Here is a 25,641-nt window from a genome sequence, read left to right as displayed (position 1 = left end):
TGTTTTCTCATCAAGCGAAGAGAGGACGGTGGCCCGTTCAAGGCTATTTGGAGCTTGAACGGGCCACCGTCTCAACATCGAGACGTGGGGCGTCAGGCGGAAATTATTCCCCGAGGGCGAGTGCCACGTGTTCGGCGGGGAGGGATGCTTCCATCCGCTGTGTCTGCTTTTCGGCCTTCGAGACAGGCAATTGCCCATTGAGCAGTGCCGTTGAGGAATCGATCTCGCGCAGGAAATAACGATCGCCGTATTTGTCGAAGAGGATCGACTGAAGTGCAGGCTGCGGCTCTTCTGTGGCGGCGATGTGGCTCAGCGCACCGGCGGAGCCGTCGATGTTCTGGATGATAACCGTGTCGCTGTGTACGGAGTAGAAGCGATAGGTGCCGGCAGGCAGCGTCTTGCCGGAGACGATGAAGTGGAACGGAATCGTGACGCGCAGCTCCGTGCTCTGCGCATGGAGGCGGCTGGTGGCGAACAGGCCGGCGGCCAAAGCAAATGCGGCGATCGCAAATTTTTTCATGGCGATGCTTCTCCTGACTGCAAGAGGAGCGTAGGCGAAGAGAACTGGGAATGTCGTTGAGCCGGCGTGGAGTTTCCGTCAAATAGAGATGGAATGAGGCGCCTGCTTGAGAGCAGCCTGCGCCGCAACCTCAAACGGCGGAGACTCGCAGGTCTCCGCCGTTTGAGGTTTGAGCAGGCCAGGGCAGAAGAGGTACAGAGTTACTTCTTGAGGGCGATCGTGACATTTTGGGGCGCAGCGGACGCAACCATCCGTCCCGCCTGCTTTTCGGCCTTGGATGTAGGCAGTTCACCATTGACGATGGTTGTCGAAGAATCGATCTCGTGCAGGAAGTAGAGATCGCCGCATTTATGGAAGACGAGCGCTTCCTGGGGCGTGGAAGGCGCTCCCTCGAAGGAGATATAGCTCAGTGCGCCCACTGGCCGGTTGACGTTCTCGATGATTAATACGCTGTCAGGATGCGCGTAGATGCGGTAGGTGCCCGCGGGCAGCGTCTTGCCGGAGACGATGAAGTTGAAGGGTACGGTGAAGCGCACTTCGGTGTTCTGCGCATGAAGGCTGGAGGCGAACAGGCCAGCCACGACGACAAACGCGGCGACTGCGAATCTCTTCATGATGCTCTCTCCCTTGACTGCGACGGTCGGATGACGAAGGCCCGACTACGAAGGGAGGTACGGAGGGTGAAGAGTCGCAGTTGTTCAGTGACCGTCCAATTCTCATGGATTACGAGTGCGGTGGCTGTGGAACCGCGTAAAAGCAAAGAGCGCATCCCGAAGGACGCGCTCTGTCTCTACCGGCTAAGGTGCAGCTACACCCTACACCCTATCCCCTAAACCCTGGCTCTTAGCCCTTCCAGCGGCGGAAGACGAGCGAGCCGTTGATGCCGCCAAATCCAAAAGAGTTCGAAAGGGCAACGTCGAAGCTGTGGTCCTGGGCTACGTTCGGCACGTAGTCCAGGTGGCACTCCGGATCGACGTTCTCAAGGTTGATGGTCGGAGGCAGCTTCTGGTCGCGCAGCGCGAGGACGGTGATGCCTGCCTCGAGGCCGCCCGCGCCGCCCAGAAGGTGGCCGGTCATCGACTTGGTGGAGCTGACCTTGAACTTCGGCGTGAAGGCATGTTCGCCGAAGACGATCTCGATCGCCTTCGACTCGTTGCCGTCGCCGAGCGGTGTCGAGGTGGCATGCGCATTCACGTAGCCGACCTCTTCCGGCTGGATGCCCGCGTCGCGCAGGGCCGCGCGCATGCTGCGCTGGGCGCCTTCGCCTTCGGGGGCAATGCCGGTCATGTGATAGGCGTCCGCGCTCATGCCGTAGCCGATGAGTTCGGCCAGGATGTTGGCGCCGCGCGCCTTGGCGTGCTCCAGCTCTTCAAGCAGCAGGATGCCTGCGCCTTCGCCCACCACGAAGCCGTCACGATCCTTGTCGAAGGGGCGGCTGGCGCGTGTGGGAGCGTCATTGCGCGTCGAAAGGGCGCGCATGGCGGCAAATCCGCCCACAGACATCGGTGTGACGGCCGCCTCGGAGCCGCCGGCAATCATCACATCCGCGTCGCCGTGCTCGATGATGCGGGCCGCGTCGCCGATGGCGTTTGCCGAGGTGGTGCAGGCCGTCGCCGTGGCGGAAATCGGACCTTTGGCGCCGTACTTGATGCTTACTTGCCCGGCCGCCATGTTCACAATGGCTGCGGGGATAAAGAAAGGGGAAATCTTGCGCGGTCCGCCGGCGATGAGGTTCGAGTGCTCGCGCTCGATAACCTCGAATCCGCCGATGCCGGAGCCGATGAAGGTGCCGATACGCTCGGCGTTCGACGCGTCGATCTTGAGGCCGGAGGTTTCAATGGCCTCATGGACGGCGGCGAGGGCCAGGTGGATGAAGCGCGCCATCTTGCGCGATTCCTTCTTATCCACGAACTGCAGTGGATCGAAGTCCTTGACCTCGGCGGCGAAGGTGACCGAAAAACCAGTAGTGTCGAAACTGGTAATCGGGCCCATGCCGCTCTTGCCGGCGAGCAGATTTTTCCAGGCTTCCGGGGCGGTGTTGCCGACAGCGCAGACCAGTCCCAGCCCGGTGACGACGACGCGACGCTTCACAGGCTACTTGCCGCCTTTCGCATTCTTCTCGATGTACTCGATCGCGTCCTTGACGGTCTTGATCTTCTCGGCGTCTTCGTCCGGGATCTCGATGTCAAAGGCTTCTTCGAACTGCATGACCAGCTCGACAACGTCGAGCGAGTCGGCGCCAAGGTCTTCCTGGAACGAAGCGCTGGGGGTGACTTCGGCTTCGTCGACCTGAAGCTGCTCGACGATGATCTGTTTGACCTTCTCTTCCACTGCTGCCATGCGTGACTCTCCTCTTTGGTACTGATTCCGCGAAACTTTATCGGAGAGGTGTGGCCGGATGAAGGGCGCACAAATCCTTGCTCCGAAATTCCAAGTCTACTGGGGGGCAGAACCAGTGTAAAGCGGGGCTTGCCGCCCGGGCGTTTCGCCTTCGGCCTCTGTTCCCTCCGGTCGCGAGCTGAGAACCCGTGTGCCCCGCATCTCGTTCTGTTCGAGATGTGGGTTTGCAGGACTATCGCACCGCATAGGTCCATACCTTCCCCCCGAAGCGAAGCTTGGACGGGGCACCCGTTTCCGTCTCCACCGCGGAGATCTCATCCGCGAGCATCGCGAGCGCTACGCGAAGCGAAAGGCCTGGACGGCCAATCCTGGAACCAATCCCCGGGCAGGAGCGTAGGAACGCGTGGAGACTCCCGTGGGAAAGCTGCTGAAGCGTGTCGTTCTCGTATTGGCTGTGCTGGTGGTGGCCGTCGCGGCTGTGGCGTGGGCGGGATTTCGCTTTGTCGAGGCGCGGATCGCCGCGAAGATGGAGCCGCCCCGGCTGGTGGCCGAGCCCGAACCGGCCAGCGACCTTGCCTATCGCACCCTGGATGGCCAGCCGCAGCAGCTCTCCTCGGCTCGCGGCAAGGTCGTTTTCGTGGACCTCTGGGGTACCTGGTGCATCCAGTGCGTGGCCGAGATGCCCACCGTGCAGAAGCTCTATGAGCACTATCGCAATGACGCGCAGGTGCAGTTCCTCGTCATCTCGCGGCTCGACTCGCCTGCATCGGTGCGGCGCTACGCACAGCGCAACCACTACACGTTGCCCTTTTATGTCATGGAAGACGACGACATCCCTGCCTCCATGCGCCTGAACCAATATCCATCCACCTTCCTCTATGCCAAGGACGGCACCCTGGTGGCGAAGCACACCGGCGCGGCGGACTGGTCCGCACCCGGGGTGATCGCCTTCATCGACGGCCTGAAGGCACGCTAAGGGCGAGAAACCCCGGGTGCCCCACGTCTCGTTCTGTTCGAGGTGTGGGTTCGCAGGACGATTGCACTGCGAATGAACAAGAATAATTCTTCGCCTATTCTTCTCCTGGGTGGTTTCGGCGGTATAGTGCAGAGATGAACGTGTGGGCAATCGTAGCGTTGGCGGCCGGAGCGGCTGTGGGCGCGGTTTTGGCATGGGTGGTGGCTGCGGGCCAGGGCAAGGCGCAGGCGGCCTCCGAGCGCATGCGGGCCGAACAGGCGGGGCACGAGCTGGCCCAGCAGAAAGCGGCTCTCGAGCAGTCGCAGCGAGAAAAGGCCGAGCTGACGCGCCAGGCGCAGGAGCTGGACCGGCAGGGCCGCGAGTGGGAACGGCAGGCGGCCGAGCGCGATGCCCAGCAACGGACCGATAACGGTCGGCTGGAGACCGAAGGCAAGAGCCTGCGCACCCGCGTCCTGAGCCTCGAGCAGGAGCTGGAGCGCGAGGAAGAGAGCTTCGAGCGCATGCGCAGCGAGCTGCAGCAGGAGAACACCGGCCTCAAGGCGCGGCTGGCCGAGATCGTCGCCGCGAAAGACTCCGAAGCAAAAGCAGCCGAAGAAAAGCTGGCGCTCCTGACCTCGGCCAGAGCCGAGCTGTCGAACCAGTTCGAGGCGCTGGCCAACAACATCCTCGATGCCAAGTCGAAGAAGTTCACAGAACAAAACGCTGAGAACCTCGGCAACCTGCTCCGCCCGCTCAAAGACAAGTTCGGGGAATTCCAGACCAAGGTCGAGAGCCTCGAAAAAGATGGCCTGCAGGGCCGCACCGAGCTCAAGTCGCAGATCGCGCAGCTGCAATCACTCAACGAGCGGCTCTCCAAGGATGCACAGAGCCTGGTAACGGCTTTGCGGGGCTCGAAGACGCAGGGTGACTGGGGCGAGTACGTACTCGAGAGCATCCTCGAAGCCTCCGGCCTGCGCAAGGGTCACGAGTACCGCGTGCAGGAGAGTTTTACGCGCGAAGACCATTCGCGGGCGCGGCTGGACGTGATCCTGGACCTGCCGCAAGGCCGCCATCTGGTGCTCGACTCGAAGGTCTCGCTCAATGATTACAACGACGCCTGCAATGCGGCGGACGAGGCGGCGCGGGATCTCTCGCTGGCGAAGCATCTCGTGGCCGTGAAGGCGCATATCCGTGAGCTCTCGGGCCGCAACTATCAGCAGCTTTACGGCCTCAATTCGCTCGATTTCGTCATCATGTTCGTGCCGGTCGAGCCGGCCTTCCTCGCCGCGATCGGGCGCGACGGCAAGCTGTGGCAGGAGGCGTGGGAGAAGAACGTTCTGCTCGTCAGTCCGAGCACGCTGCTCTTCGTCCTGCGCACGGTGGCGCAGCTCTGGCGGCAGGAACAGCAGACCCGCAACGTGCAGGAGATCGTGAAGCGTGGCGCAGAGCTCTACGACAAGCTGGCCGCCTTTGCGAAGGACCTGACCGATGTGGGCACGCATCTCGACCGCGCGCGCAAGAGCTATGAAGATGCTTATGGCAAGCTGGCGCAGGGCAAGGGCAACGCCATCCGCCAGGCGGAGATGCTGAAGGCGCTCGGTGTGAAGCCGGCGAAGTCGCTTGAGCAGGCGCTGCCGCCGAAGATCGCCGAACTCGCGCTCGACGAGGCGACACTGGAGCTGGCCGCTTCCGGCGAAGAGCCGCCACTGGAAAAATAGCCGGGGACAGCAACAGCTGTCGTTCCAACCTGAGCGGGATGGCTCCTGCGTCTCGCATAGTGGAAGAACCTGCAGCCGGGTGCCCACGTCTCGATTTCGAGATGAGAGAGTACAAACCGCGTAGAACAAGGGGCATTCTGCGAACCCATATCTTCGCTACCTGAGCCCTGAGCTTTAGCGCTTGCCCGGTCCGCCACCGCCGGTGAAAGAGCCGGTAGCGTGCTGCGCGGGCACCTCTTCAGGATGGCGCTGGTTTCGGCCGGTGTGCACGTTGTGCTCGAGCGCCTTGTGCTGCTCATCCGTTTTGGCGCTGTGACCGCTCTCGGCTTCGACGTGCTGCACGCTGGCAGGCGAATGGCTGGCAGTGTCCTGGGGTTTCTGGGGCATGGAGGAACCTCCCAGCTCAGTGGGATGCTGGGCCGCAGTCTTCGGTGGGCTTCTGCCCGGCGGTTCCTATTCGGTGGCGGAGGTCTTCACAAACGCCTCCCGCAACCGGGCCCAGGTTACTTCCAGCGTCTCGGGCAGGATGCGGGTTTCGGCGACGGCGGTCATGAAGTTGGTGTCGCCGACCCAGCGGGGCAGGGCATGGAGGTGGAGATGCTCGGCCACTCCTGCGCCCGCGGCCTGCCCCAGGTTCAGGCCCATATTGATGCCGTGCGGGCGGTAGGACTCGGTAAGTGCGCGTTCGGCCTGCTGGGCAAGCGCGGTGAGCTCCTGCGCGGTGGCAGAATTCAGCGCAGCAAAAGACGATCCATGCTGGTGCGGGACAACCATCAGGTGCCCGGAGCTGTAGGGATACCGATTCAGGCAGACGTAGTTATGTTCGGCGCGATGGACGATGAGTGCGGCCCGGTCGGCCTCCTCCGGCGGCATGCCCTGTGCGATGCCGTAGTCGGCGGCCGCCAGCAGGTTGCAGAAGACGCACCCACGGTCCTCCGGCCATGCTTCGAGCTCAGGCGGAACGCCTTTGCGGCCAGACTTGCGGTCGTCGGTGACGTAGGCATAGCGCCACGGGGTCCAAAGATGGTCCATACGGTAGAGCTTAGCGGATAGACGGGAGTGTCTGAGGTTCCGTGTGATGTTCATTCTTATTGGGCCAGGCCAATGAAAAACGGCAGGCCGTGAGGCCTGCCGTTTTCCGTCTGGTGCGTGCTGTCGGTTTAGACGGCCGCGATTGCGGCTGCCTGCTCCTTGAGCGCGGCGGCCTTGTCGGTCGCCTCCCACTGGAACTCGCTTTCCGTGCGGCCGAAGTGGCCGTAGGCAGCGGTCTTGCGGAAGATCGGGCGACGCAGGTTCAGGCTTTCGATGATGCCCTTCGGGGTGAGCTGGAAGTTGGCGCGAACCAGTTCCTCGAGCTGCTCGGAGGGGACCTTGCCGGTGCCGAAGGTCTCGACCAGCACGGAGACCGGCTCGGCTACGCCAATGGCGTAGGCCAGCTGGACTTCGGCGCGGTCGGCCAGGCCGGCGGCGACGATGTTCTTGGCGATGTAGCGGGCCATGTAAGCCGCCGAACGGTCGACCTTGGTCGCGTCCTTACCGGAGAAGGCGCCGCCGCCGTGACGGCCCATGCCGCCGTAGGTGTCGACGATGATCTTGCGGCCGGTCAGGCCGGTATCGCCCATTGGTCCGCCGATAACGAAGCGGCCGGTCGGGTTGATGTGGTACTTGGTGTTCTCGTCCAGCAGTTCGGCCGGGAGAACCGCCTGGATGACGTGCTTGAGCACATCCGCGCGGAGCTCTTCGGTCGAGATGTTTTCGGCGTGCTGGGTCGAGATGACCACCGCGTCGATGCGGACCGGCTTATGGTTCGCGTCGTACTCCACGGTGACTTGGCTCTTGCCGTCCGGGCGCAAGTAGGCGAGTTTGCCGTTCTTGCGGACCTCGGTGAGGCGGCGGCTCAGCTTGTGGGCCAGCGCGATCGGGGTCGGCATCAGCTCGGGCGTCTCGTTCGAGGCGTAACCGAACATCATGCCCTGGTCGCCGGCACCGCCGGTGTCCACGCCCATGGCGATGTCGCCGGACTGCTTGTTGATGGTCGAAATGACGGCGCAGGTGTTGGAGTCGAAGCCGTAAAGGGCGTTATCGTATCCGATGGCCGCCACCACGCCGCGAACGAGGGTCTGGAAATCGACGTAGGCGCGGGTGGTGATTTCACCGGCGATGACAACGAGGCCGGTTGCTGTGAGGGTCTCACAGGCAACGCGGGAATAGGGGTCCTGCTCGAGGCAGGCATCGAGGATCGCATCGGAAACCTGGTCAGCGATCTTGTCGGGGTGGCCTTCGGTCACCGATTCCGAGGTGAAAAGAAATCGTTGGCGTGCGGACAAAACGGAGTTCCTCCAGTTGTGGTGGGGATGTACGGCATCAGTGCCGGCCAGGAAACGGCTTCATGAAAAGGCTATCGGCCTGGAGAGGGGCCGGAGACAGTCAGAAACATCCCGTTCGTCTGTATCTCACTCGATGGTACTAGAGCAGGGCAGAGGGGTACAAAGCGAGGAAGCGAATGGGGAAATGGGATGGGTCACCGGCGAGATTCGCCATTGGCTGTGTTTCAGCCCAGGACAGAGCCTAAGACAGAGCCCGGGACAGAGCACGGAACAGCACCGGGGTTGCGAGCCGCCAGCGCGGGTAGCCTTCCAGCATTCTTAGCGGGCGATGGGACGGTGGAAAGCCAGGTCGGCGACCGTGGTGCTCGAAGAGAGAGATTGGTGCGGTGCGGCTTCGGCTGAGAGGCGATTGCTGACGTAGTGCCACACAAACCAGCCGAGAACCGCGAGCACGGCCAGCAGCAGCGCGACTCCTGCCCAGCGCAGGCGGAGTGCCGGTCGGTCGGCTTCTTCTGGTGTGCGTCCGCGGCTTACATTTTCGGCGAACTGAATCCAGTTCGCATCGTCATCCTTCAGCTGGCCCGAGCCGCGATAGGCGGACATGAAACGGTCTACCCAGGCCTCTTCGTCGAGGCCGACAATGCGGGCGTATCCCCGGACAATGCCTTTATTGAAGACACCGCCGGGAAGCTGGTCGAACTGGCCGGCTTCGAGCGCCTGGAGATGGCGGCTGCTGATTTTGGTGGCTTCGCTGATCGTATCCAGGCCGATGCCACGCCTTTCCCGCTCCCTGCGCAATTCGGTTCCGAATTCGGACATGCTCCCAACCTCGTTACAACCGGCAGAAAAGAAAAGATTTCAAGACTTCAGGAAGATATCCACAGATATATCGGCCTGTTCATCGCAGGTCAAAGAAAAAAATCGGCTTGTGGCGATTTTTCATCTGCTTTTTGATGCCACCCGTGATGGATGCGGTGCCTGGCAAGTAACCGGTAACCGGGCACGTGGCGGATGCTCACGGCCTTGGTGCCATTTTGTTACACTCGCGAAAGCGACGCAACCGCGTGCCTGCCTGCTCTTTTCCGGCTGTCCAGATATGGGATAGTCCCCGGCAGAGACGATCTGAATCGGGTAGCGGGAAGGCCTTCGACGACTCATGAACAAGCTGGTACTTGGCAATCTTCTGCATCGACCCCTGCGTACCCTGATCAGCGTGGTGGCTGTGGCTATTGAAGTGGTGATGATCCTGTCGATCGTGGCCATCATGATCGGGCAGGTGAGCAACGCCAGCAACCAGCAGGGCGGCATCGGCGCGGACATCATTGTCCGGCCGCCGAATGCCAGCTTCATCAGCTCGGTGGGCGGTGCTCCGGTTCCTGCAAAAATTGCCGATGTCCTGGCCAAACTGCCCCATGCGGCTGTGGCGACCCCGGTCATTACGGACTTCAACATGCAGGGCGGCATCGAGACCATCTGGGGGATCGATTACGCCGGGTTCAATGCGCTCAAGCCGTTTGAGTTTCTCTCCGGCGGTCCCTTTCAGGGGCCGAACGACGTCATCATCGACGACATTTACGCGCATTCGAAGTCGAAGGATGGCGCTCCCCGCGTCGTAGGCGCAACCATTGAGGTTCTGAAGCATCCCTACCGGGTCGCCGGCATCGTGAAGCACGGCAAGGGCGGACGCGTCTTCCTGCCCATCCACACCCTGGGAACGCTGATGGGCAATCCGGACAATGCTTCGTTGTTCTATATCCGCAGCGACGATCTCAAGAACCAGGAAGCGATCCGCAACGAGATTTATGCCATCCCGGCGCTGGCCAACTACCAGGTGCAGACGATGCAGGAGTGGATGTCGCTGATGACCCCGGATCACCTGCCGGGCTTCAATATCGCCCTGCGCTCGGTGATCACGATTGCCGTAATCGTCGGCTTCCTGGTGATCTTCCAGTCGATGTATACGGCCGTGCTGGAGCGGACGCGCGAGATCGGCATCCTCAAGTCGATGGGCGCCTCGAAGGGCTACATCGTCAACGTGGTGTTGCGTGAGACGGCCGTGGTGACGGTGGCCGGTGTGGTGCTCGGCATTGTGATCGCCGAGCTGCTGCGGTTGTTCCTCAACTTCGAGTTCCCATCGCTGCCCTTCCCGGTCACGATGGACTGGCGGATTCGCGCCGCAGGGATTGCGCTGGTTGGCTCCATGCTGGGAGCCATCTATCCGGCGTGGAAGGCGGCGCGGAAGGACCCTATCGATGCTCTGGCGTATGAATAGAGCTCTGGCTTACGAATAAGGCCGGATTTGCAATGCAGAAACTAGCGGGCAGCCACAGGCTGCCCGCATCCGTTTTTGCTGAACTGTTCGCGAAGCCGCTGGTTGGTCATCAGCAGCTCGCCGACAAGCGTGAGCAGCCGCCGGTTCTCGGATTCGAGTTCCTCGATCCGCCTTTGGTGCGGGATGTGCTGAGCCTCGGCCGGCATTTCCGCCGGCCGGGCGCTGTCTTGCTGGGAGTGCGGGGCATTCATCGGTAGATATTCCTTTCCCGAGTCGGCCTGATTGTTAATCGAGCGACTCGATCTCGCGGCTGGCGCGGTCAATGATTTCGGCAATGCGGCCGACCTGTTCGCGGCTCATGTCACCCTGGGCCATGCGCAGGCGGAGAGCCATCTTGAAGTTGTGCATGGCGCGCATCAGCTGCGGCGAGCGTCCGGGGCCGAAGGCCTTGCCGACTTCGCGGATGCGATTGAGGAGTTGTTCGACATGGGAGCGGCTGCGCTCAAGCTCGGCGCGGCCGGCCTCGGTAATGGTGTAAAGCTTCTTGCCGCCGTCGGTGTTGACGGTGGCAAAGCCCTCGTCTTCGAGCAGGTTCAGCGTGGGATAGACCACCCCGGCCGAGGGCGCATAGGCTCCGCCCATCTGCTCCTCGATGCCCTTGATGATCTCGTAGCCGTGGCTGGGCTTTTCCGCGATGAAGCTCAGGATGACCAGGCGCAGCTCGCCGCCATCGAAGAGGCGCCCGCCGAACTCGCGCCCGAAGCCGCGGCGGCCGCGTCCGCCCCGGCCCTCGTCTTCCATTCCGCCCCAGAACTCGCGTCCGCTGCGGAAATGCTTGCCGAAGTGCCCATGCGGCTTGTCCTGATCGAATCGATTTCCAAATTTTCCAAACATGGTTTGATACTCCTTCGTTGTTTCTAAGATATATCTTAAATGCGTCAAGAGTACGGCGCGATGCAAAGATTCTTGAGAAAAGATCCAGACCTCTGTGATCAAAGCTGGACGCGAGGACCCACTGGGGATAGATGAGCTGTACTATTTGCTGCGCTGTCTGGCGGCAGATTGGCCATAGGGGGAGCGATGCGAAGCATGACACGGGGTGTTCTGTTGCTGTGGTTATCGATGGTGCTGCCCCTGGCAGCCCAGACGCCGGCCGGAGCAGGTCCTGAGAGCAACACCACGGACCCTTGGGCCGGGCTGCATTTTCTGGAGGGCACGTGGCTGGCAAAGGCGCAGGGGGCTGGAGGCGCGAGCGCTTCTGGCCGGTATGTCTTTGTGCGGGAACTGGGTGGTCACGTCCTGGCACGGCACAGTACCTCCGATGGAAATTGCAAAGCGCCGGCGAGCTTTGACTGTGCCCATAACGATCTGCTCTATGTTTTTGAGGAAGGCCGCGGACAGCCTCTCCAGGCGATCTATTGGGATAACGAGGGGCACGTCATCCACTACAGTATTTCGACCCCGGCGCCGGAGACTGCGGTCTTCCTGTCCGAGGCCGGTCCGGGGCCGCAGTTCCGGCTGACCTATGAGCTGAAGGGCGCGGTGATGTACGGAAAATTCCAGATGCGCATGCCCGGTCAGGACGAGTGGAGATCCTATCTGGAGTGGAGCGGGGCGAAGGAGTAACGGTCTGGGTTGTGGGGTTTGTGCCCTCCCGCCCAGGCTGAGCCTGGACGGGCACCCGGGTTCGTCTTTACTGCAATGCCCCCGGATCGCGGCCAGAGGGAGCGGGTGCCGAAGGCGAAAGGCCTGGACGGCCAGTGCCGCCCTGCACGTAGCAGGATTCGAGCGCCGCGACCAGCGGCTGGAGGTGGGCGTCGCGGCGGGCCTCGTCGAGGGCCTCGTGCAGCGCAGTCTGGTTGGTGGGGCGGGCGGCTTCGAGCAGCTTGAGCCCGGCCGGGGTTACATCGGTATAGATACCGCGGCGGTCCTTGTCGCACAGCGCGCGGGAAAGCAGGCCGCGCTCCTCGAGCCGGGTGACGAGGCGCGTGGTCGCGCTCTGGCTCAGCACGACGGCATCGGCCACCTGCTTCATGTGCAGGTGGTCGCCGCGCTCGATCTGGCGGCTGAGTACATTGAGCAGGGAGAACTCACGCACGCTGAGCTCATGGCGTGCCTGGAGCTCCCGCTCGATATGCGCCTGGATGCGGTCATGCAGGAGGGAAAGCGCGCACCAGCCCTGGGCCAGGGGGGTGGATGAGGTCGCGATGGGAGAAGCCCTCCTTGAAAATTCATCATCGCATGAATCGAAATTACTTGCATGCGCGTCATATATGCGTATGCAATTAATTTGGCGGGCTGCTGCCTGCCGATGAAATTCTTTTCCAAGGAGCAAGGTATTGTCCGGATTATTTGATCCTTACCAGCTGAAAGGCGCGAAACTGCGCAACCGCATTGCCGTGTCGCCTATGTGCCAGTACATGGCGCAGGAAGGCGAAATGACGGACTGGCACCAGGTGCACTACACGGGGCTGGCACGCGGCGGCGCTGGACTGACCATCATCGAGGCTACGGCGGTTTCACCCGAGGGTCGCATCACCTGGGCCGACACCGGGCTGTGGAACGATCAGCAGGCGGAGAAGATGGCGCCGGTCATCGCCGCGATGAAGAAGTGGGGCACGGTGCCCGGCATCCAGCTGGCGCATGCGGGGCGCAAGGCTTCGGCCAACCGGCCGTGGGAGGGTGACGACCATATCCCCGCTGGCGAGCTGAACGCCTGGACGACGATAGCGCCCTCGCCGGTGGCCTTTGGTGCGAATCTGGCGCGTACGCCGGAAGAGATGAGCCTGGAGGAGATCGCCCGCGTGCAGGCGGCGACGGCGAAGGCTGCCGAGCGGGCACGCGATATCGGTATCGGGTGGCTGCAGATGCACTTTGCCCACGGCTACCTGGCGCAGAACTTCTTTTCGCCGCTCTCGAACAAGCGCACCGACCAGTACGGCGGCAGTGCCGAAAACCGCGGCCGCTACCTGCTCGAAACACTGAAGGCGGTGCGCGCCGTATGGCCTGAGGACCGTCCGCTGACGGCGCGCTTCAGCGTGGTCGAGTTCGACGGCAACGACGAGGTGATGCTGGCCGACGCGATCGAGCTGCTGAGGAAGATGAGGGCCGAGGGGCTGGATTTTGTCGATGTCTCGGTGGGTTTCAACACGCCGCACGCGAAGATTCCCTGGGGTCCGAATTTCCTGGCTGAGACAGCGGCGAAGGTACTCAGTGAAACCGGTCTGCCAGGCACGACGAGTTGGTTTATTGCTTCACCAAAGGATGGAGATGCGCTGATCCGCGAGGGCAAGCTGGACCTGATGACCGTGGGCCGTCCGATGCTTGCGAATCCGCACTGGCCCTATGCTGCTGCGCAGGAGCTGGGCATTGCAGACCCGGCGTGGAAGACGCTGCCGGCGCCCTACGCGCACTGGCTCGGACGCTATCGCTAGAACTGGCTGTCCAGGCTTTTCGCCTTCGGCTGCTTCGCGCAGGGCGGTTTGCCTTCGGCTTCCGCTCCCTTGGGTCGCGATCCGGGCTGCGGTGAGTGTATGTTCTGCCCATGTCTCCGGCGCGAGACATGGGCACCCGAAGTCGGGCGGTTGGGTAAGGAGTGGAAGCAATAAGCATTTCGGCACGGGGATGGACATAGCATCCTGAGCATGATCCGGAAGATTTAAAACTGTTGCAGTTACATATTGCAGAGCCAGGCCTCGAGGATGTGATCGTAGAGAATCGCGCCGTGGCCCTGAACCCGGTGGACTGGAAGGTGCTGCCTTCGACGGCACTCGGCTGGCAATCGGGACTGCAGGCGGGCAGGCAGCAAGGCAAGCTGGTCGCAAAATTGTAACTGCGTTTGCGACAAATCATGGAACTCAATATGTGGCAAATACAAATAGAGAAAGTGCGAGGAGCAAAAACATGCACGCGATTCACTGGCCTGAACAATATCTGCCGGGAACGACCGACAACTACGTATCGAATGAAGTGATCGTGCAGGGGCTGACGGCGGCCGAAGTCTGGCCATATTTGAACGATACGCGCGAATGGCCGCACTACTACAGCAACGCCTCGAAGATCGGCTTCGACGGCGGCAAGGGACCGGAGCTGAGTGCCGGTGCGCGCTTTCGCTTCACCACCTTCGGGCTCGATGTAGAAGCCGAGGTTACAGAATATGAGCCCCCGGTGGCAGGCAGTCCGGCGCGCGTGGCATGGAGAGCCTGGGTAGACGGCAGCGAAGAGGTAGCGCTCAATGTGCTGCATGCGTGGCTCATCGAAGACCTGCCCGGCGGACGCGTGCGCGTGCTGACGCAGGAATCGCAGATCGGCAAGCCTGCTGTGGGTTTGAGGAATGCGAAGCCGAACCCCATGCTGAATGCGCATCAAGACTGGCTGGAAGGCCTGGTAGGAGCAGCGGAGAAGGGGAAGCAGAGCGCCAGGTAATCTCCGGCCTGGCAGCATCTGGGATGCCGATCGTCTCGCGATGCTCGAGCGGGCGAGATGCGGTCTAAGAGGCGGCCAGCTTTTGCAGCTTGAGAGACAGGGATTCCATCACCGCCTGAAGATGGGCTTCGCTGCGGCGGAGCGCATCCTCGGTCCGTTTCAGGTCGTCGATGTCGTCGGTGCTGCCGTACCAGCAGACGATGTTGCCTTGCTTGTCGCGCCGCGGCGAGCCGCGGGAGCGTAGCCAGCGCCAACCTCCGGAGCGGGTGCGGGCGCGGAACTGAACATCCACCGGTTCGCCGATTGGAAAGCAGCGCGCGATCGTGTTTTCGAGCAGCTGCTGATCCTCGGGATGCACATACTGCATGAATCCCCGGCCAAGGCTCTCCTCTTCGGTAGAGCCGGTCAGCTCGCTCCAGCGCGGGCCAATGGAGACGGCCATGCCCTGCGGATCCAGGACCCAGGGAATCTGAGGATTGAGCTCGACCATGTGACGGTAGTGGTCTTCGCTCTCGCGCAGTGCTGCTTCCATGCGCCGCCGTTCGGTAATGTCGACCACCGAGACAGAAATGCCGATGACCTCGTGGGCCTCATCATAAACAGGCACATAAGAGACGAAGAAGGCGGTCTCAGGGCGAGTCTCGCGGGCTGGGCAGATGATCTCGATCCCGGAAATGGCCTCTCCGGTGAGGCAGCGGCATAAATACGGGTGGATGAGGGGATAGATATCGGGCACCATCTCAGCAACGGTACGGCCGATGTAGCTTTCGAGGGGATTGTCATGAAAGCTGGCCAGCTGCTGATTGAGGGCGATATAGCGGAAATTCCGGTCGAGAAAGGCAAGGCCTACCGGAGCCCCTTCATAGAGCGCCTGCAGCTGTGCGAGACGATGGCTGGGAAGAGTGCTCGAGAAGATTTCCTGTGAAAGATTCCTGCTCTGGCGTGGGATAGGCTGCGGCGGTGTCTGCACCAGCGCCGGAAGCTGGTCGGCGGGCACCGGCTTGCCGAAGAGCCATCCCTGTCCTGCCTCGCAGCCGAGGCCGAGCAGCAGTCCGGCCTCTTCGGGGGTGCTGACGCCTTCCGCAATGGTGGCCAGCCCCAGGCTCTGGCCGAGACCGATCACGGCGGATACGATCTTGCGGCTTTCGCGGTGCTTCGTCATGGAGTGGACGAAGCTGCGGTCGATCTTGAGCTCGTCGAAGGGGAGTGCCTGGAGATGCAGCAGGCTGGAATAGCCGGTGCCGAAGTCATCGAGGGCAATCCGGCATCCGAGTTTCTTCAGTTCCAGCGTGACGGCGCGGGCGTGTTCGAGATTGTCGAAGAAAGCGCTCTCTGTGATCTCAATGACCAGGCGTGAGAGAGGGAAGCGGAACGACCCGGCAAGGCTCTCTATCTGCGGCGGGAGAAGGAAGTCGTGCAGCTGATGAGGGGAGATGTTCACGGAGAGCCGCAGGTGTGGAGGCAGGCTGCCGGCGATGGCAAAGGCCCTGGCGAGCAGGATCCCGGTAAGCGAACCGATCGTGCCATCCTGCTCTGCGAGAGCAATGAAGTGGTCGGGAAGCAGGATGCCGTGTTCGGGGTGACGCCAGCGGGCGAGGATCTCGAACCCTGCCAGCTCGCCCGTACAAAGCGTGACGATGGGCTGGAAGAATGGCTCGAATTCATCACACTGCAGGCCCCGGCGGAGTTCGTCAGCGCCAACACGCATGCTGGCATCATACGCCGCATAGCGCAGGTGCCAAGCCTATTTGATTGCAGCGGCGCTTTCCGGTGTTACGGACGGGGACAGCTCAAACGGCATTGTCAGATACGGCCGGCGTCGCGCAGGGTGTGAATCTCGTCGTCGGTAAAGACATGGGAGCGGGTAAGGAACTGCAGGCCGCCGGGCCCCTCGAGCGAGAACGCCGCGCCGAAACCGGGCGTGACGTCGATGACGAGTTGGGTGTGCTTCCAGTACTCGAACTGCGGTTTCGAGATATAGAACGGCGCGCCGCCGATCTCGCCGAGTTTCACGTCGCGGCTGCCGATGCGGAACTCGCCCTCGGGGAAGCACATGGGCGCGGAGCCCTCGCAGCATCCCCCGGACTGGTAGAACATGATCGGCCCGTGCTCGGCCTTGAGCTCATCGATGAGCTTCAAGGCCGCGGGCGTGGCAGTGACCTGATCGGGAACTTCAGGCATTAGAAGAATCCCAGCTTCTTGGTGCTGTAGCTGATGAGCTGGTTCTTGGTCTGCTGATAGTGCTCCAGCATCATCAGGTGGTTTTCGCGGCCGATGCCGCTCTGCTTGTAGCCGCCGAAGGCTGCATGGGCGGGATAGAGGTGATAGCAGTTGGTCCAGACGCGGCCCGCTTCGATATCGCGGCCGAAGCGGTGGGCGCGGTTCAGGTCGCGTGTCCAGACGCCGGCGCCGAGGCCGTAGAGCGTGTCGTTGGCGATTTCCAGGGCTTCGTCATCGTTCTTGAACGTGGTGACCGAGAGAACGGGGCCGAAGATCTCCTCCTGGAAGATGCGCATCTTGTTGTGGCCTTTGAAGATCGTCGGCTGGATGTAGAAGCCGCCGGCCAGGTCGCCTTCAAGCTTCGCCGCTTCGCCGCCGATGAGCAGCTCCGCACCTTCCTTCCGGCCAAGATCGAGATAGGACATGATCTTTTCAAACTGCTGTTTCGAGGCCTGGGCACCGATCATCGTGTCCTTGTCGAGCGGATTGGCCTGCTTGATGGCCTTGACCCGCTTGAGCGCCTTTTCCATGAAGCGGTCGTAGATGGATTCCTGAATCAGGGCGCGCGAAGGACAGGTGCAGACCTCGCCCTGGTTGAAGGCGAAGAGCACCATGCCCTCAATGGCCTTGTCGAGGTAATCATCGTCGTCGCGAAGCACATCCTCGAAGAAGATGTTGGGCGATTTGCCGCCGAGTTCGAGCGTCATGGGAATGATGTTCTCGGAGGCGTATTGCATGATAAGGCGGCCCGTCGCGGTCGAGCCGGTGAATGCGACCTTGTTGATGCGCGGGTTGGTGGCCAGCTCCTTGCCGACCTCGCGGCCGAAGCCGTTAATGACATTCAGCACGCCCGCAGGCAGCAGATCGCCGACGATTTCGAGCAGCAGCAGGATGGAGACGGGTGTCTGTTCCGCGGGCTTGAGCACCACGCAGTTGCCCGCGGCCAGTGCCGGAGCCAGTTTCCATGCGGCCATCAGCAGCGGGAAGTTCCAGGGGATGATCTGGCCGACGACACCCAGCGGCTCGTGGTAGTGATAGGCGACGGTCTCGTGATCGATCTCCGAGATACCGCCCTGTTGCGCGCGGATAGCCCCGGCGAAGTAGCGGAAGTGGTCGGCGCTGAGCGGAACGTCGGCTGCCGTGGTCTCGCGGATCGGTTTGCCATTGTCCCAGGTCTCGGCCGCGGCCAGCAGCTCGAGGTTCTCTTCGATGCGTTCGGCAATCTTGATGAGGATGTTCGAGCGTTCGGTGACGGAGGTCTTGGCCCAGCCTTTCTTAGCTTTGTACGCGGCGTCGAGGGCCTTTTCGACGTCGGCCTCGCCGGAGCGGGGAATCTCGCAGAGCACCTTGCCGGTGACCGGGGTGATGTTCTCAAAATACTGGCCGCTGACCGGCGGAACCCATTCGCCGCCGATGTAGTTGCCGTATCGCTTCTGGAAGGTGACAGGATATCCGTAGTGCAGGGGATCGATCTGGACGGGAGTAGAGGTAGCCATTGTGGCGCGTTTCCTTTCCTTGCCTTGGGAAGGCGGAACGAACGGAACTATCCTTACTCCGCGAGGGGTCGGTTGCCAAGTGGGACTGGCTGTCCAGGCGATCGCGCTTCGCGCCTTCGTGCGGAATCAGGATTTCTCCCCGCTCCCGCCGGTCGCGATCCTGGCTTCAGATTAAAAATCCCACGTCTCAACGGCGAGACGTGGGGCACCCGGGTTCTTCTCTCTTTCAAAAGAACAAAAACCACATTCGCGACCAACGGAAGCGGAGGCGAAGGCGGATCGCCCTGCGCGCAGCAGCCCTGAGCTACCCCTTGGGCGCTGTTGTGCGCAGACCGTCTTCGATATCGCTGACCTGGTCGGCGAGCAGGGACAGCTTGCGTGAGAGAGCCTGGATCTCCGATTCGGCGCGGCGGTTGACCTCGAAATCCAGCTCGCTGCGGAGCCGGTCCTTCGCGTCCTGGCGATTCTGGCTCATCATGATCACCGGAGCCTGCAGTGCCGCGAGCATGGAGAGGAAAAGATTGAGCAGGATGAAGGGGTAGGGGTCCCAGGCCCTGTGGCTGAGGAAGATGTTCAGAGCGGTGTAGACGATGAGTACGGTCGTAAAGCTGATGATGAATTTCCACGAGCCGCCGAAGCCGGCGACCATGTCTGCAACCCGTTCTCCGAAGGTGGACTCCTCTTCGATGATCTCGTTGGCATTGCGGTGCGCGCGGAGCTGGATGAGCCGCTGCGTGGCGTGAAACTGGCGGCCGAGCATGGTGAGCATGTCGAGGCCGGCAAGCGGTTTGCGCTGCAGCAGCGTGGCAATGTCATGGCGGTCGATTTCGAGGCAGACGGATTCCTCCATGGCCATGGCGCTCGATTGGTGCGCGGTCTGATCCATCATGGAGGCGAAGCCGAAGACGTCGCCGTGCGCGGGCTCGTCGAGAATCACATCCTGCTGATCCTCATCGACGGTAGTGACGCGGATGTGGCCGGAGAGCAACACATAGGCGCAGCGCGAGGGCTCGCCGATTTTAAAGATGCGCTGCCGGGCGGAAAACTGCTTGAGCTCGACCTGGCTGGCCAGCACGGCGAGTTCTTCCTCGTCGAATAATTCAAAGAGTGGAACGTGTTTCAGTTCCTCAGGGTTACAGGGCATGGAGCTTCTCTCTTCTTCGCGGCGTACCATGGCCGGGCCGTGGTGTGTGCGAACAGAATACGCAACTGGGGATACAAAACAGAGTATGGGAGTGCGCTCGGAAAGAGGATGATTCTTCTGTTACAGAAGCCCTCACAGCGCGGAGGAGCTGGTCGGGTGGCCTATACAAACTCTCCGCAGGCTTGTGTGGGGAACAGCCCGCTCTCAGGCGTTTGTCTTGGCCGGAGCGCAGTCACAGCGCTTGCAGAAGGTATGGTTGATGCGGTGGGCAGAGATCATCAGCAGGCTGCCGCAGAAAGTGACCGAGACTTCGACCGCATGACTGGGCAGATGTTCTCCGTAAAAGGCAGTGAAGAAGATAATGGCCAGACCTGAGGCCATCAGCGCGATGACGCGGCGGCGGCGATGGCGGCGGAATCCGCGCACCAGCGCAAGTGCGCCGACAAAGGCGATGAAGACGGCGAGCGTGCGGTGAACATGCTCCTCGGAGGGAAGAAAGTGTGCGAGCACTGCGGACATCGAGAGCAGCACAGGCGTGAGCAGGCAGTGCGCGACGCAGAGCCACGAAGTCCACATGCCGAGATGGTCGGTGGTGAAGGGAGAGCTGCAGGTGGATTTTTGCATAAGGAATCAGAGTAACGGAAGAAGTTGCCGCCGGAGGGAAATGCACGCTGTTTTATGGGCTATATCGCGGGCATGGCGGAAGCGCGGGGATGCGTGCGCGTGATGCGGGCATCATGGTCGCGCAGGGAGTTTGTTCGCAGCGCCGCGGCAGTGGGAGCCACAGTCCTGACCGGTAGCCGGACTGTATTTGCAGCTGCGCGGCCGAAGATCGTCGAGGCAGACGCTGCGTGGCGTGTGACCTGGGATGCGGCGATCGCGACGCTTGCAGGGAATGTCGCTTCTACGCTGCCAAAATATGCAAAGCCCTGCCTGATCGAAGGCAGCACCTATCGTGGCATCTGGCAGGAGTGTGGCCCGCACGAGGGATTGGTCTATGCGCAGCTGAAGCGCTGGCTGCCCGCCGGAAATGTCGATCCTCTGGATGTGGCGCGGAACAATCACATGGCCTTCTTCGCCTTGCAGCGCGAGGATGGTCAGCTGCCTGCCAGCGTGAAGATGAGCGACGTCGGCTTTGCGCAGATTCAGATGGTGGTGCCGATTGCCGCGACCGCATGGGAGCTGGCGCAGCTGCGCGCCGACGACAAGCTGCTGCACACCGCCTACCGCGCCTGCTCGGACTGGGATGCATGGCTGCGGCGCTATCGCAACACCCGCGGCACGGGGCTGGTGGAGGGCTTCTGCACCTACGACACGGGACACGACAACAGTCCGCGCTGGAAAGGGATGCCGAACCGCTGCGCCGACGGTGATGCGCGGAAGTGTCCTGCTGCGCCGGGGCTGCCGCGACTCTGCCCGGACCTCTCTGCAACCGTCTTTGGTGCGCGGCGCGCACTCGCAGAGATGGCGCGTGCGCTGGGCCGCCGCGAAGACGAGGCGCGCTGGCTCGAGGATGCCGAACAGATCCGGAAGCTGACCCTCGACAAGCTTTACTCCGAGGAGGATGCCGCCTTCTACGATCTCGACAGCGACAATCGCTTTGTGCGCGTGCGCTCGGATGTGATCAGCCGGGTGCTGGGCGAGCATGTGCTCGACACGAGCCAGCGGCATGACCGCACCATCTTTGAAGCGGTGTGGAAGCGGCAGCTGCATAACCCGCATGCCTTCTGGGCCCCGTATCCGCTGACCAGCATTGCCGTGGATGACCCTGCCTTCGTGCGGCCCATCCCGCGCAACTCCTGGGGCGGAGCTTCGCAGGCGCTCACAGCATTGCGTGCGCCGCGATGGATGCGGCATTACGGGCAGGACGAAGCCGAGCGCGTGCTGATGCACGCCTGGTGCGACGCTATTGCGAGGCACGCGGAGTTCCGGCAGCAGCTCGATCCGGAGACCGGCGTCTTCACCCAGCCCGATCCGGGAGGCTACTCGCCTGCGGCTCTGGTATTCCTGGCCTTTGCGGCGGCTCTCAGCGCGGCAGAGTAATCAGGGGCGTGCACGCCGCGCCCGCGTGGCCTCGGCCAGTTCGCGCAGCAGCACCAGCGTCTCCGGCCAGTCGATGCAGGCGTCAGTGATGCTCTGCCCGTAGACCGGAGCCTTGCCGTTTACCAGCGACTGCGCGCCGGCCACCAGATTGCTCTCGATCATGATGCCCATCACATGGCGGTTGCCGCCGGCGATCTGGCCGGCTACATCGCGGCACACCGCGCCTTGCCGGCGATGGTCTTTGCCGCTGTTGGCGTGGCTGCAATCGATCATGATGCGTGCCGGTACGCCCGTCTTCCCCATCTGCGCGACGGTCGAGGCTACGGCCTCGGCATCGTAATTCGTGACCCCGCGCCCCCCACGCAGAATGATGTGGCAGTCTGGATTCCCCGAGGTCAGCAGGATGGCCGACTGCCCCGTCTCCGTGGTGCCGAGGAAGGTGTGCGGATGGCTCGCCGAGAGGATGGCCTCGATGGCGATCTGTGTGTTGCCCGAGGTGCCGTTCTTGAAGCCGACCGGGCACGACAGCCCGGAAGCCAGCTGGCGATGCACCTGGCTCTCGGTGGTGCGTGCGCCGATGGCGCCCCAGCTTACCAGGTCGGAGACGTACTGCGGCGAAATCATGTCCAGGTATTCGGTGCCGGCGGGCACACCCATCTCGGCCAGCTCGAGGAGCAGGCGGCGGGCCATGCGCAGTCCATCACTGATGCGGAAGGAATCGTCGAAGTAGGGATCGTTGATGAGCCCCTTCCAGCCGAGGGTGGTGCGCGGCTTCTCGAAGTACACGCGCATCACAATCATCAGGTCGCTGGAGAGCTCGGTGATGGCCGCCTTGAGCAGTCCGGCATATTCCTTGGCTGCGGCTGGATCGTGGATCGAGCATGGCCCGACGACGACCACAGGCCGGTCGTCCGCCCCGTTGAGAATGTTCGCGATCTGCTGCCGCGCCTCGAAGACGGTGCGCGAGGCGCTTTCGGTGAGGGGCATCTCCTCCTCGAGGAAGACGGGAGGAATAACGACTTTGCTGGACCGGATACGGAGGTTGTTTGTCTGGTACGTCATGGCCATGAAACAGAATACTAGGTTGTATCCGCAATCGAGATGGTCTGAAACTAAAGGACGTACCCATATCGTTGTCATCCCGACCGGAGCGCAGCGGAGTGGAGGGACCTGCGTTTTGCCGGTACAGGGAGAATCGCAGGTTTCTCCACTGCGCAGGACGATGAAACTGTCCTGCTCCGGTCGAAATGACAGCCTTTTACTATCGCTCTATGGGGATACGGCCTAGGTCGATACACCCTGGGTAGCAGATGGGAAGCTGGTATTTTCACACCCGGTGCGTCACTGTTTCGGCAAGCAGTATGCCGCCAATCAGCATGAGCCCCACATACACATATTTGAGAAATCCCGTGCCGGTGAAGCGGTGGTTGAGAGCCCGCCCAAGGAAGACCGCGGGCAGCGCAATCGGCACCGAAAACAGAAACTCATGCGTCACCGTGCGAGTCCACAGGCCGGCGCTCCAGTAGCCCGCCATCCCCAATATGCTGGCAGGCAAAAAATATGCGTGCAGGGTCGCACGAAAGTGCTGTGGCGACCATCTCCGGAGCGAACCGTAGATGACCAGCGGGGGCCCGTTCATGCCATACGCTCCTCCAAGAATGCCGGCCAGGAATCCTGCCAGCAGAAGCAGCGGCTGGTGCTCGCGATCCAGCCGGAGCGTATCGGGTGAGAGGAGCGAATAGGCTGCGAAGAGCAGGATGAAGATGCCCAGCCCCGCCTTCACCAGTTCCTGGTGTGCGTGGGTCAGCAGGAGCAGGCCGAGCGGGATACCGAAGACCGTAGCTCCCAGCAGGCCTGAGGCGCTGCGCAGGTGAATATGCTTCCAGTCCTGGACCACGACGACCGCTGCGATCGCGATGGAAAGCAGCACCGCCAGCGGCGCGGCCACCTGCAGCGGCATGAAAAGCGCCAGCAGAGGCACTGCGATCAACGCCTCGCCAAACCCAAATGCCGACCGCACCAGCGTGGCGATAAAAACAACGGCCAGAACAAACAAAAGTGAAGCGTGAATGACTGTCTCCCCAAAGATGTTTGAGCATGTTGATTCAAACACAGTGGAGTCGTGCCTGTTGGCGATGACGCGCAGTGATACCCTTTCCCCATTCGTAATTTCTCTGAAATTCTTTTGTGCGCGAGGTGCTGGACGTGAATGGTTCGCGGTGGCTGGCGGTTGGCCTGCTGAGTATGAGTGTGTGTTCGGGTATGGGGCTGATGGCGCAGCAGGTGAAGCTGGCCGATCCCAGCCTGCCTTCGGATGATCTGCCGGCGAAGTTTGTCGCGCCGGAGCGGCAGAAGGATTACGACAAGCGCGTGGTGATGGTCCCCATGCGTGACGGCACCAGGCTCTACACCGTGATCGTGGTGCCGAAGGGTGCGAAGAATGCGCCGATCGTGCTGACGCGCACGCCTTACGATGCAGCGCACCGTGCGGCTCGCGCCGACTCCGACAAGATGATCGAGGAACTGCCGCTGAGCGACGAGGTCTTCGTCAAGGCCGGATACATCCGTGTATATCAGGACATTCGCGGTAAGTATGGCTCCGAAGGCGTGTACCTGATGACCGCTCCGCCGGTGAATTCGGGTTACAACCCGAGCGGCGCCGACGATACGACCGATGCCTACGACACCATCGACTGGCTGGTGAAGAACGTACCCGAGTCGAATGGGCGTGTCGGCATGATCGGTTCAAGCTACGAAGGTTTCACCGTCGTGATGGCGCTTCTCAATCCACATCCGGCGCTGAAGGTAGCCGCGCCTGAAAGCCCGATGGTCGATGGCTGGATGGGTGACGATTGGTTCCACTACGGCGCCTTCCGCCAGGTGAACATCGACTACGTGCTCGGGCAGACGGCGGCCCGCGGCTCGGGTCCGGATGTGCCGCATGTGCACAAGGACGATTACACGAACTTCCTCGAGGCCGGTTCGGCCGACGCCTTTGCGCGGGCGCGTGGCATGGAGCAGCTGCCTTTCTGGAAGGTGATGCGCGACAATCCTGCCTACGACGGCTACTGGCAATCGCAGGCGCTCGATAAGTTGATCGCGAAGAAGAAGCTGACCGTGCCTACGATGTGGGAGCAGGGTCTGTGGGATCAGGAAGACATGTGGGGCGCGATCCACAGCTACCGTGCGCTCAAGGCCGCGGGCGTGCCCGACTCGATGAACCACCTGGTGATGGGGCCCTGGTTCCACAGCCAGGTGAACCGCGAAGGCCGCAACCTTGGTCCTCTCGTGTGGGCCACGGATACCACCGCGCAGTGGCGCCAGGATGTGCTGCTGCCCTTCTTCAATCAGTACCTGAAACCGGGTTCGCCGAAGGCCGATACGCCGAACGCATGGATCTACAACCCTGGCCTCGATCGCTGGGAGACGAAGAAGGTCTTCCCTGAGGCCTGCGAAGCCGGTTGCCCTGTGACCTCGAAGCCGCTGTATCTGCAGGCGAACGGCGGACTCTGGTTCGAGAAGCCTGCAACGGGCGAGAAATTTGACGAATACGTCTCCGACCCTGCGAAGCCGGTGCCCTATGTCACGCGGCCGGTCGATGGTTCCAACTGGCGCACGTGGCTGGTCACCGATCAGCGCTTCGTCGATGGCAGGCCTGATGTACTGACCTACGTCAGCGAGCCGCTGAAGGAGCCGATGAAGCTCTCCGGTGAGCCGGTGGTGCATCTCGTCGCCTCGACCAGCGGCACGGATTCGGACTGGGTGGTGAAGCTGATCGACGTACAGCCGGAGTCGACGCCGGAGACGGCGATGAGTGGCTACGAACTGCCGGTGGGGATCGACATCTTCCGCGGCCGCTACCGCACCAGCTTCGAGCATCCGGAGCCGATCAAGCCGGATACGCCGCTGCCTTATGTCTTCGGGCTGCCGATGGTGAACCACACCTTCCTGCCCGGTCATCGCATTATGGTGCAGGTGCAGTCCACGCTCTTCCCGCTTTATGACCGCAATCCGCAGAAGTATGTCGACAACATCTTCACCGCGAAGCCCGAGGACTACCAGAAGGCCACGCAGAGAATCTGGCACTCCGGAGACGATGCGAGCTATATCAGCCTGCCGGTGGTTCCGGCGGAGCAGTAAGTTCATGTGTGAAGTAAAAAGGCCCGGAGCGCAGAAAGCTC

General features: G+C 62.0%; 27 protein-coding genes. 9 read left to right on the top strand and 18 right to left on the bottom strand.

Going from position 1 to position 25,641, the window contains the following annotated elements:
• Nucleotides 1-103: 103 nt before the first annotated feature.
• The 4 genes from ESZ00_RS05890 to ESZ00_RS05875 form a co-directional block, all read right to left on the bottom strand.
• Complete coding sequence (locus ESZ00_RS05890; RefSeq protein WP_129207206.1) at nucleotides 104-520, bottom strand: hypothetical protein; 417 nt, start codon at nucleotides 518-520, stop codon at nucleotides 104-106.
• A gap of 200 nt (nucleotides 521-720) precedes the next feature.
• On the bottom strand, nucleotides 721-1,134 hold the full coding sequence (locus ESZ00_RS05885; RefSeq protein WP_129207205.1) for a hypothetical protein: 414 nt from the start codon (nucleotides 1,132-1,134) through the stop codon (nucleotides 721-723).
• 229 nt (nucleotides 1,135-1,363) lie between these two features.
• Nucleotides 1,364-2,611, bottom strand: a complete 1,248-nt coding sequence (gene fabF, locus ESZ00_RS05880) for a beta-ketoacyl-ACP synthase II (protein WP_129207204.1) — start codon at nucleotides 2,609-2,611, stop codon at nucleotides 1,364-1,366.
• Between the two features lie 3 nt (nucleotides 2,612-2,614).
• On the bottom strand, nucleotides 2,615-2,860 hold the full coding sequence (locus ESZ00_RS05875) for an acyl carrier protein (protein ID WP_129207203.1): 246 nt from the start codon (nucleotides 2,858-2,860) through the stop codon (nucleotides 2,615-2,617).
• Nucleotides 2,861-3,275: 415 nt separating this feature from the next.
• Between ESZ00_RS05875 and ESZ00_RS05870 the strand changes: the two genes are divergently transcribed.
• Together ESZ00_RS05870 and ESZ00_RS05865 are read left to right on the top strand one after the other, a co-directional pair.
• Nucleotides 3,276-3,836, top strand: coding sequence for a TlpA family protein disulfide reductase (locus ESZ00_RS05870; RefSeq protein WP_129207202.1), 561 nt, complete (start codon nucleotides 3,276-3,278; stop codon nucleotides 3,834-3,836).
• 134 nt (nucleotides 3,837-3,970) lie between these two features.
• On the top strand, nucleotides 3,971-5,533 hold the full coding sequence (locus tag ESZ00_RS05865) for a DNA recombination protein RmuC (protein WP_129207201.1): 1,563 nt from the start codon (nucleotides 3,971-3,973) through the stop codon (nucleotides 5,531-5,533).
• A gap of 174 nt (nucleotides 5,534-5,707) precedes the next feature.
• Here the strand turns inward: ESZ00_RS05865 and ESZ00_RS05860 are convergent, their stop codons facing one another.
• From ESZ00_RS05860 to ESZ00_RS05845, 4 genes are all read right to left on the bottom strand, one after another.
• Nucleotides 5,708-5,920 carry a hypothetical protein gene (locus tag ESZ00_RS05860; RefSeq protein ID WP_129207200.1) on the bottom strand — a complete coding sequence of 71 codons (213 nt, stop codon included), beginning with the start codon at nucleotides 5,918-5,920 and terminating at the stop codon, nucleotides 5,708-5,710.
• 66 nt (nucleotides 5,921-5,986) lie between these two features.
• Nucleotides 5,987-6,565: an HIT family protein gene (locus tag ESZ00_RS05855; protein ID WP_129207199.1), complete on the bottom strand. Its 579-nt coding sequence runs from the start codon at nucleotides 6,563-6,565 to the stop codon at nucleotides 5,987-5,989.
• 128 nt (nucleotides 6,566-6,693) lie between these two features.
• Nucleotides 6,694-7,860, bottom strand: a complete 1,167-nt coding sequence (metK, locus tag ESZ00_RS05850; RefSeq protein WP_129207198.1) for a methionine adenosyltransferase — start codon at nucleotides 7,858-7,860, stop codon at nucleotides 6,694-6,696.
• Between the two features lie 318 nt (nucleotides 7,861-8,178).
• On the bottom strand, nucleotides 8,179-8,679 hold the full coding sequence (locus ESZ00_RS05845; RefSeq protein WP_129207197.1) for a helix-turn-helix domain-containing protein: 501 nt from the start codon (nucleotides 8,677-8,679) through the stop codon (nucleotides 8,179-8,181).
• A gap of 337 nt (nucleotides 8,680-9,016) precedes the next feature.
• On the opposite strand from ESZ00_RS05845, the gene ESZ00_RS05840 reads away from it, so the two are divergent.
• Nucleotides 9,017-10,132: an ABC transporter permease gene (locus ESZ00_RS05840; protein ID WP_129207196.1), complete on the top strand. Its 1,116-nt coding sequence runs from the start codon at nucleotides 9,017-9,019 to the stop codon at nucleotides 10,130-10,132.
• 41 nt (nucleotides 10,133-10,173) lie between these two features.
• Here the strand turns inward: ESZ00_RS05840 and ESZ00_RS05835 are convergent, their stop codons facing one another.
• A complete protein-coding gene (locus ESZ00_RS05835; protein WP_129207195.1) occupies nucleotides 10,174-10,383 on the bottom strand; it encodes a hypothetical protein in 210 nt (69 codons plus the stop codon).
• Between the two features lie 34 nt (nucleotides 10,384-10,417).
• Nucleotides 10,418-11,026, bottom strand: coding sequence for a PadR family transcriptional regulator (locus ESZ00_RS05830; protein ID WP_129207194.1), 609 nt, complete (start codon nucleotides 11,024-11,026; stop codon nucleotides 10,418-10,420).
• A 195-nt stretch (nucleotides 11,027-11,221) separates the two neighbouring features.
• Here ESZ00_RS05830 and ESZ00_RS05825 point away from each other — a divergent pair, with 195 nt between their 5' ends.
• A complete protein-coding gene (locus tag ESZ00_RS05825; RefSeq protein ID WP_129207193.1) occupies nucleotides 11,222-11,758 on the top strand; it encodes a hypothetical protein in 537 nt (178 codons plus the stop codon).
• A 67-nt stretch (nucleotides 11,759-11,825) separates the two neighbouring features.
• Here the strand turns inward: ESZ00_RS05825 and ESZ00_RS05820 are convergent, their stop codons facing one another.
• The gene (locus ESZ00_RS05820) at nucleotides 11,826-12,230 is read right to left on the bottom strand and encodes a MarR family winged helix-turn-helix transcriptional regulator (protein WP_229740987.1); all 405 of its coding nucleotides are present in this window, start codon (nucleotides 12,228-12,230) and stop codon (nucleotides 11,826-11,828) included.
• A gap of 241 nt (nucleotides 12,231-12,471) precedes the next feature.
• Here ESZ00_RS05820 and ESZ00_RS05815 point away from each other — a divergent pair, with 241 nt between their 5' ends.
• The 3 genes from ESZ00_RS05815 to ESZ00_RS05810 all read left to right on the top strand — a co-directional run bounded on the left by ESZ00_RS05815 (nucleotide 12,472) and on the right by ESZ00_RS05810 (nucleotide 14,557).
• Entirely contained in the window at nucleotides 12,472-13,566 is a 1,095-nt protein-coding gene (locus tag ESZ00_RS05815) for an NADH:flavin oxidoreductase/NADH oxidase (protein WP_129207192.1), read from the top strand.
• A gap of 233 nt (nucleotides 13,567-13,799) precedes the next feature.
• A complete protein-coding gene (locus ESZ00_RS20025; RefSeq protein WP_164981356.1) occupies nucleotides 13,800-13,964 on the top strand; it encodes a hypothetical protein in 165 nt (54 codons plus the stop codon).
• Between the two features lie 71 nt (nucleotides 13,965-14,035).
• The gene (locus ESZ00_RS05810; RefSeq protein WP_129207191.1) at nucleotides 14,036-14,557 is read left to right on the top strand and encodes an SRPBCC family protein; all 522 of its coding nucleotides are present in this window, start codon (nucleotides 14,036-14,038) and stop codon (nucleotides 14,555-14,557) included.
• Between the two features lie 64 nt (nucleotides 14,558-14,621).
• Here the strand turns inward: ESZ00_RS05810 and ESZ00_RS05805 are convergent, their stop codons facing one another.
• From ESZ00_RS05805 to ESZ00_RS05785, 5 genes are all read right to left on the bottom strand, one after another.
• The gene (locus tag ESZ00_RS05805) at nucleotides 14,622-16,265 is read right to left on the bottom strand and encodes a sensor domain-containing phosphodiesterase (RefSeq protein ID WP_129207190.1); all 1,644 of its coding nucleotides are present in this window, start codon (nucleotides 16,263-16,265) and stop codon (nucleotides 14,622-14,624) included.
• Between the two features lie 95 nt (nucleotides 16,266-16,360).
• Nucleotides 16,361-16,738: a DUF779 domain-containing protein gene (locus ESZ00_RS05800; RefSeq protein WP_129207189.1), complete on the bottom strand. Its 378-nt coding sequence runs from the start codon at nucleotides 16,736-16,738 to the stop codon at nucleotides 16,361-16,363.
• On the bottom strand, nucleotides 16,738-18,273 hold the full coding sequence (gene exaC, locus ESZ00_RS05795) for an acetaldehyde dehydrogenase ExaC (protein WP_129207188.1): 1,536 nt from the start codon (nucleotides 18,271-18,273) through the stop codon (nucleotides 16,738-16,740). Before exaC ends, ESZ00_RS05800 begins: the two co-directional genes overlap by 1 nt.
• 304 nt (nucleotides 18,274-18,577) lie before the next feature.
• Nucleotides 18,578-19,417: a DUF1003 domain-containing protein gene (locus tag ESZ00_RS05790; protein WP_129207187.1), complete on the bottom strand. Its 840-nt coding sequence runs from the start codon at nucleotides 19,415-19,417 to the stop codon at nucleotides 18,578-18,580.
• Nucleotides 19,418-19,621: 204 nt separating this feature from the next.
• Complete coding sequence (locus ESZ00_RS05785; protein WP_129207186.1) at nucleotides 19,622-20,041, bottom strand: MerC domain-containing protein; 420 nt, start codon at nucleotides 20,039-20,041, stop codon at nucleotides 19,622-19,624.
• 54 nt (nucleotides 20,042-20,095) lie between these two features.
• On the opposite strand from ESZ00_RS05785, the gene ESZ00_RS05780 reads away from it, so the two are divergent.
• On the top strand, nucleotides 20,096-21,460 hold the full coding sequence (locus ESZ00_RS05780; protein ID WP_229740986.1) for an MGH1-like glycoside hydrolase domain-containing protein: 1,365 nt from the start codon (nucleotides 20,096-20,098) through the stop codon (nucleotides 21,458-21,460).
• Here the strand turns inward: ESZ00_RS05780 and ESZ00_RS05775 are convergent, their stop codons facing one another.
• Together ESZ00_RS05775 and ESZ00_RS05770 are read right to left on the bottom strand one after the other, a co-directional pair.
• Entirely contained in the window at nucleotides 21,461-22,522 is a 1,062-nt protein-coding gene (locus ESZ00_RS05775; protein ID WP_129207961.1) for a 3-deoxy-7-phosphoheptulonate synthase, read from the bottom strand.
• 265 nt (nucleotides 22,523-22,787) lie between these two features.
• Nucleotides 22,788-23,516 (bottom strand): sulfite exporter TauE/SafE family protein, encoded by a 729-nt coding sequence (locus tag ESZ00_RS05770; RefSeq protein WP_229740985.1) that lies wholly within the window; start codon nucleotides 23,514-23,516, stop codon nucleotides 22,788-22,790.
• Between the two features lie 131 nt (nucleotides 23,517-23,647).
• Here ESZ00_RS05770 and ESZ00_RS05765 point away from each other — a divergent pair, with 131 nt between their 5' ends.
• The gene (locus ESZ00_RS05765) at nucleotides 23,648-25,600 is read left to right on the top strand and encodes a CocE/NonD family hydrolase (protein WP_229740984.1); all 1,953 of its coding nucleotides are present in this window, start codon (nucleotides 23,648-23,650) and stop codon (nucleotides 25,598-25,600) included.
• Nucleotides 25,601-25,641 lie beyond the last annotated feature (41 nt).

It is taken from the genome of Silvibacterium dinghuense (genome assembly GCF_004123295.1).
In the GTDB taxonomy this organism is placed as follows: Bacteria; Acidobacteriota; Terriglobia; order Terriglobales; family Acidobacteriaceae; genus Silvibacterium; species Silvibacterium dinghuense.
Note: the sequence above shows the minus strand (reverse complement) of the source record. Positions and strands in the feature narration are given on the sequence as shown.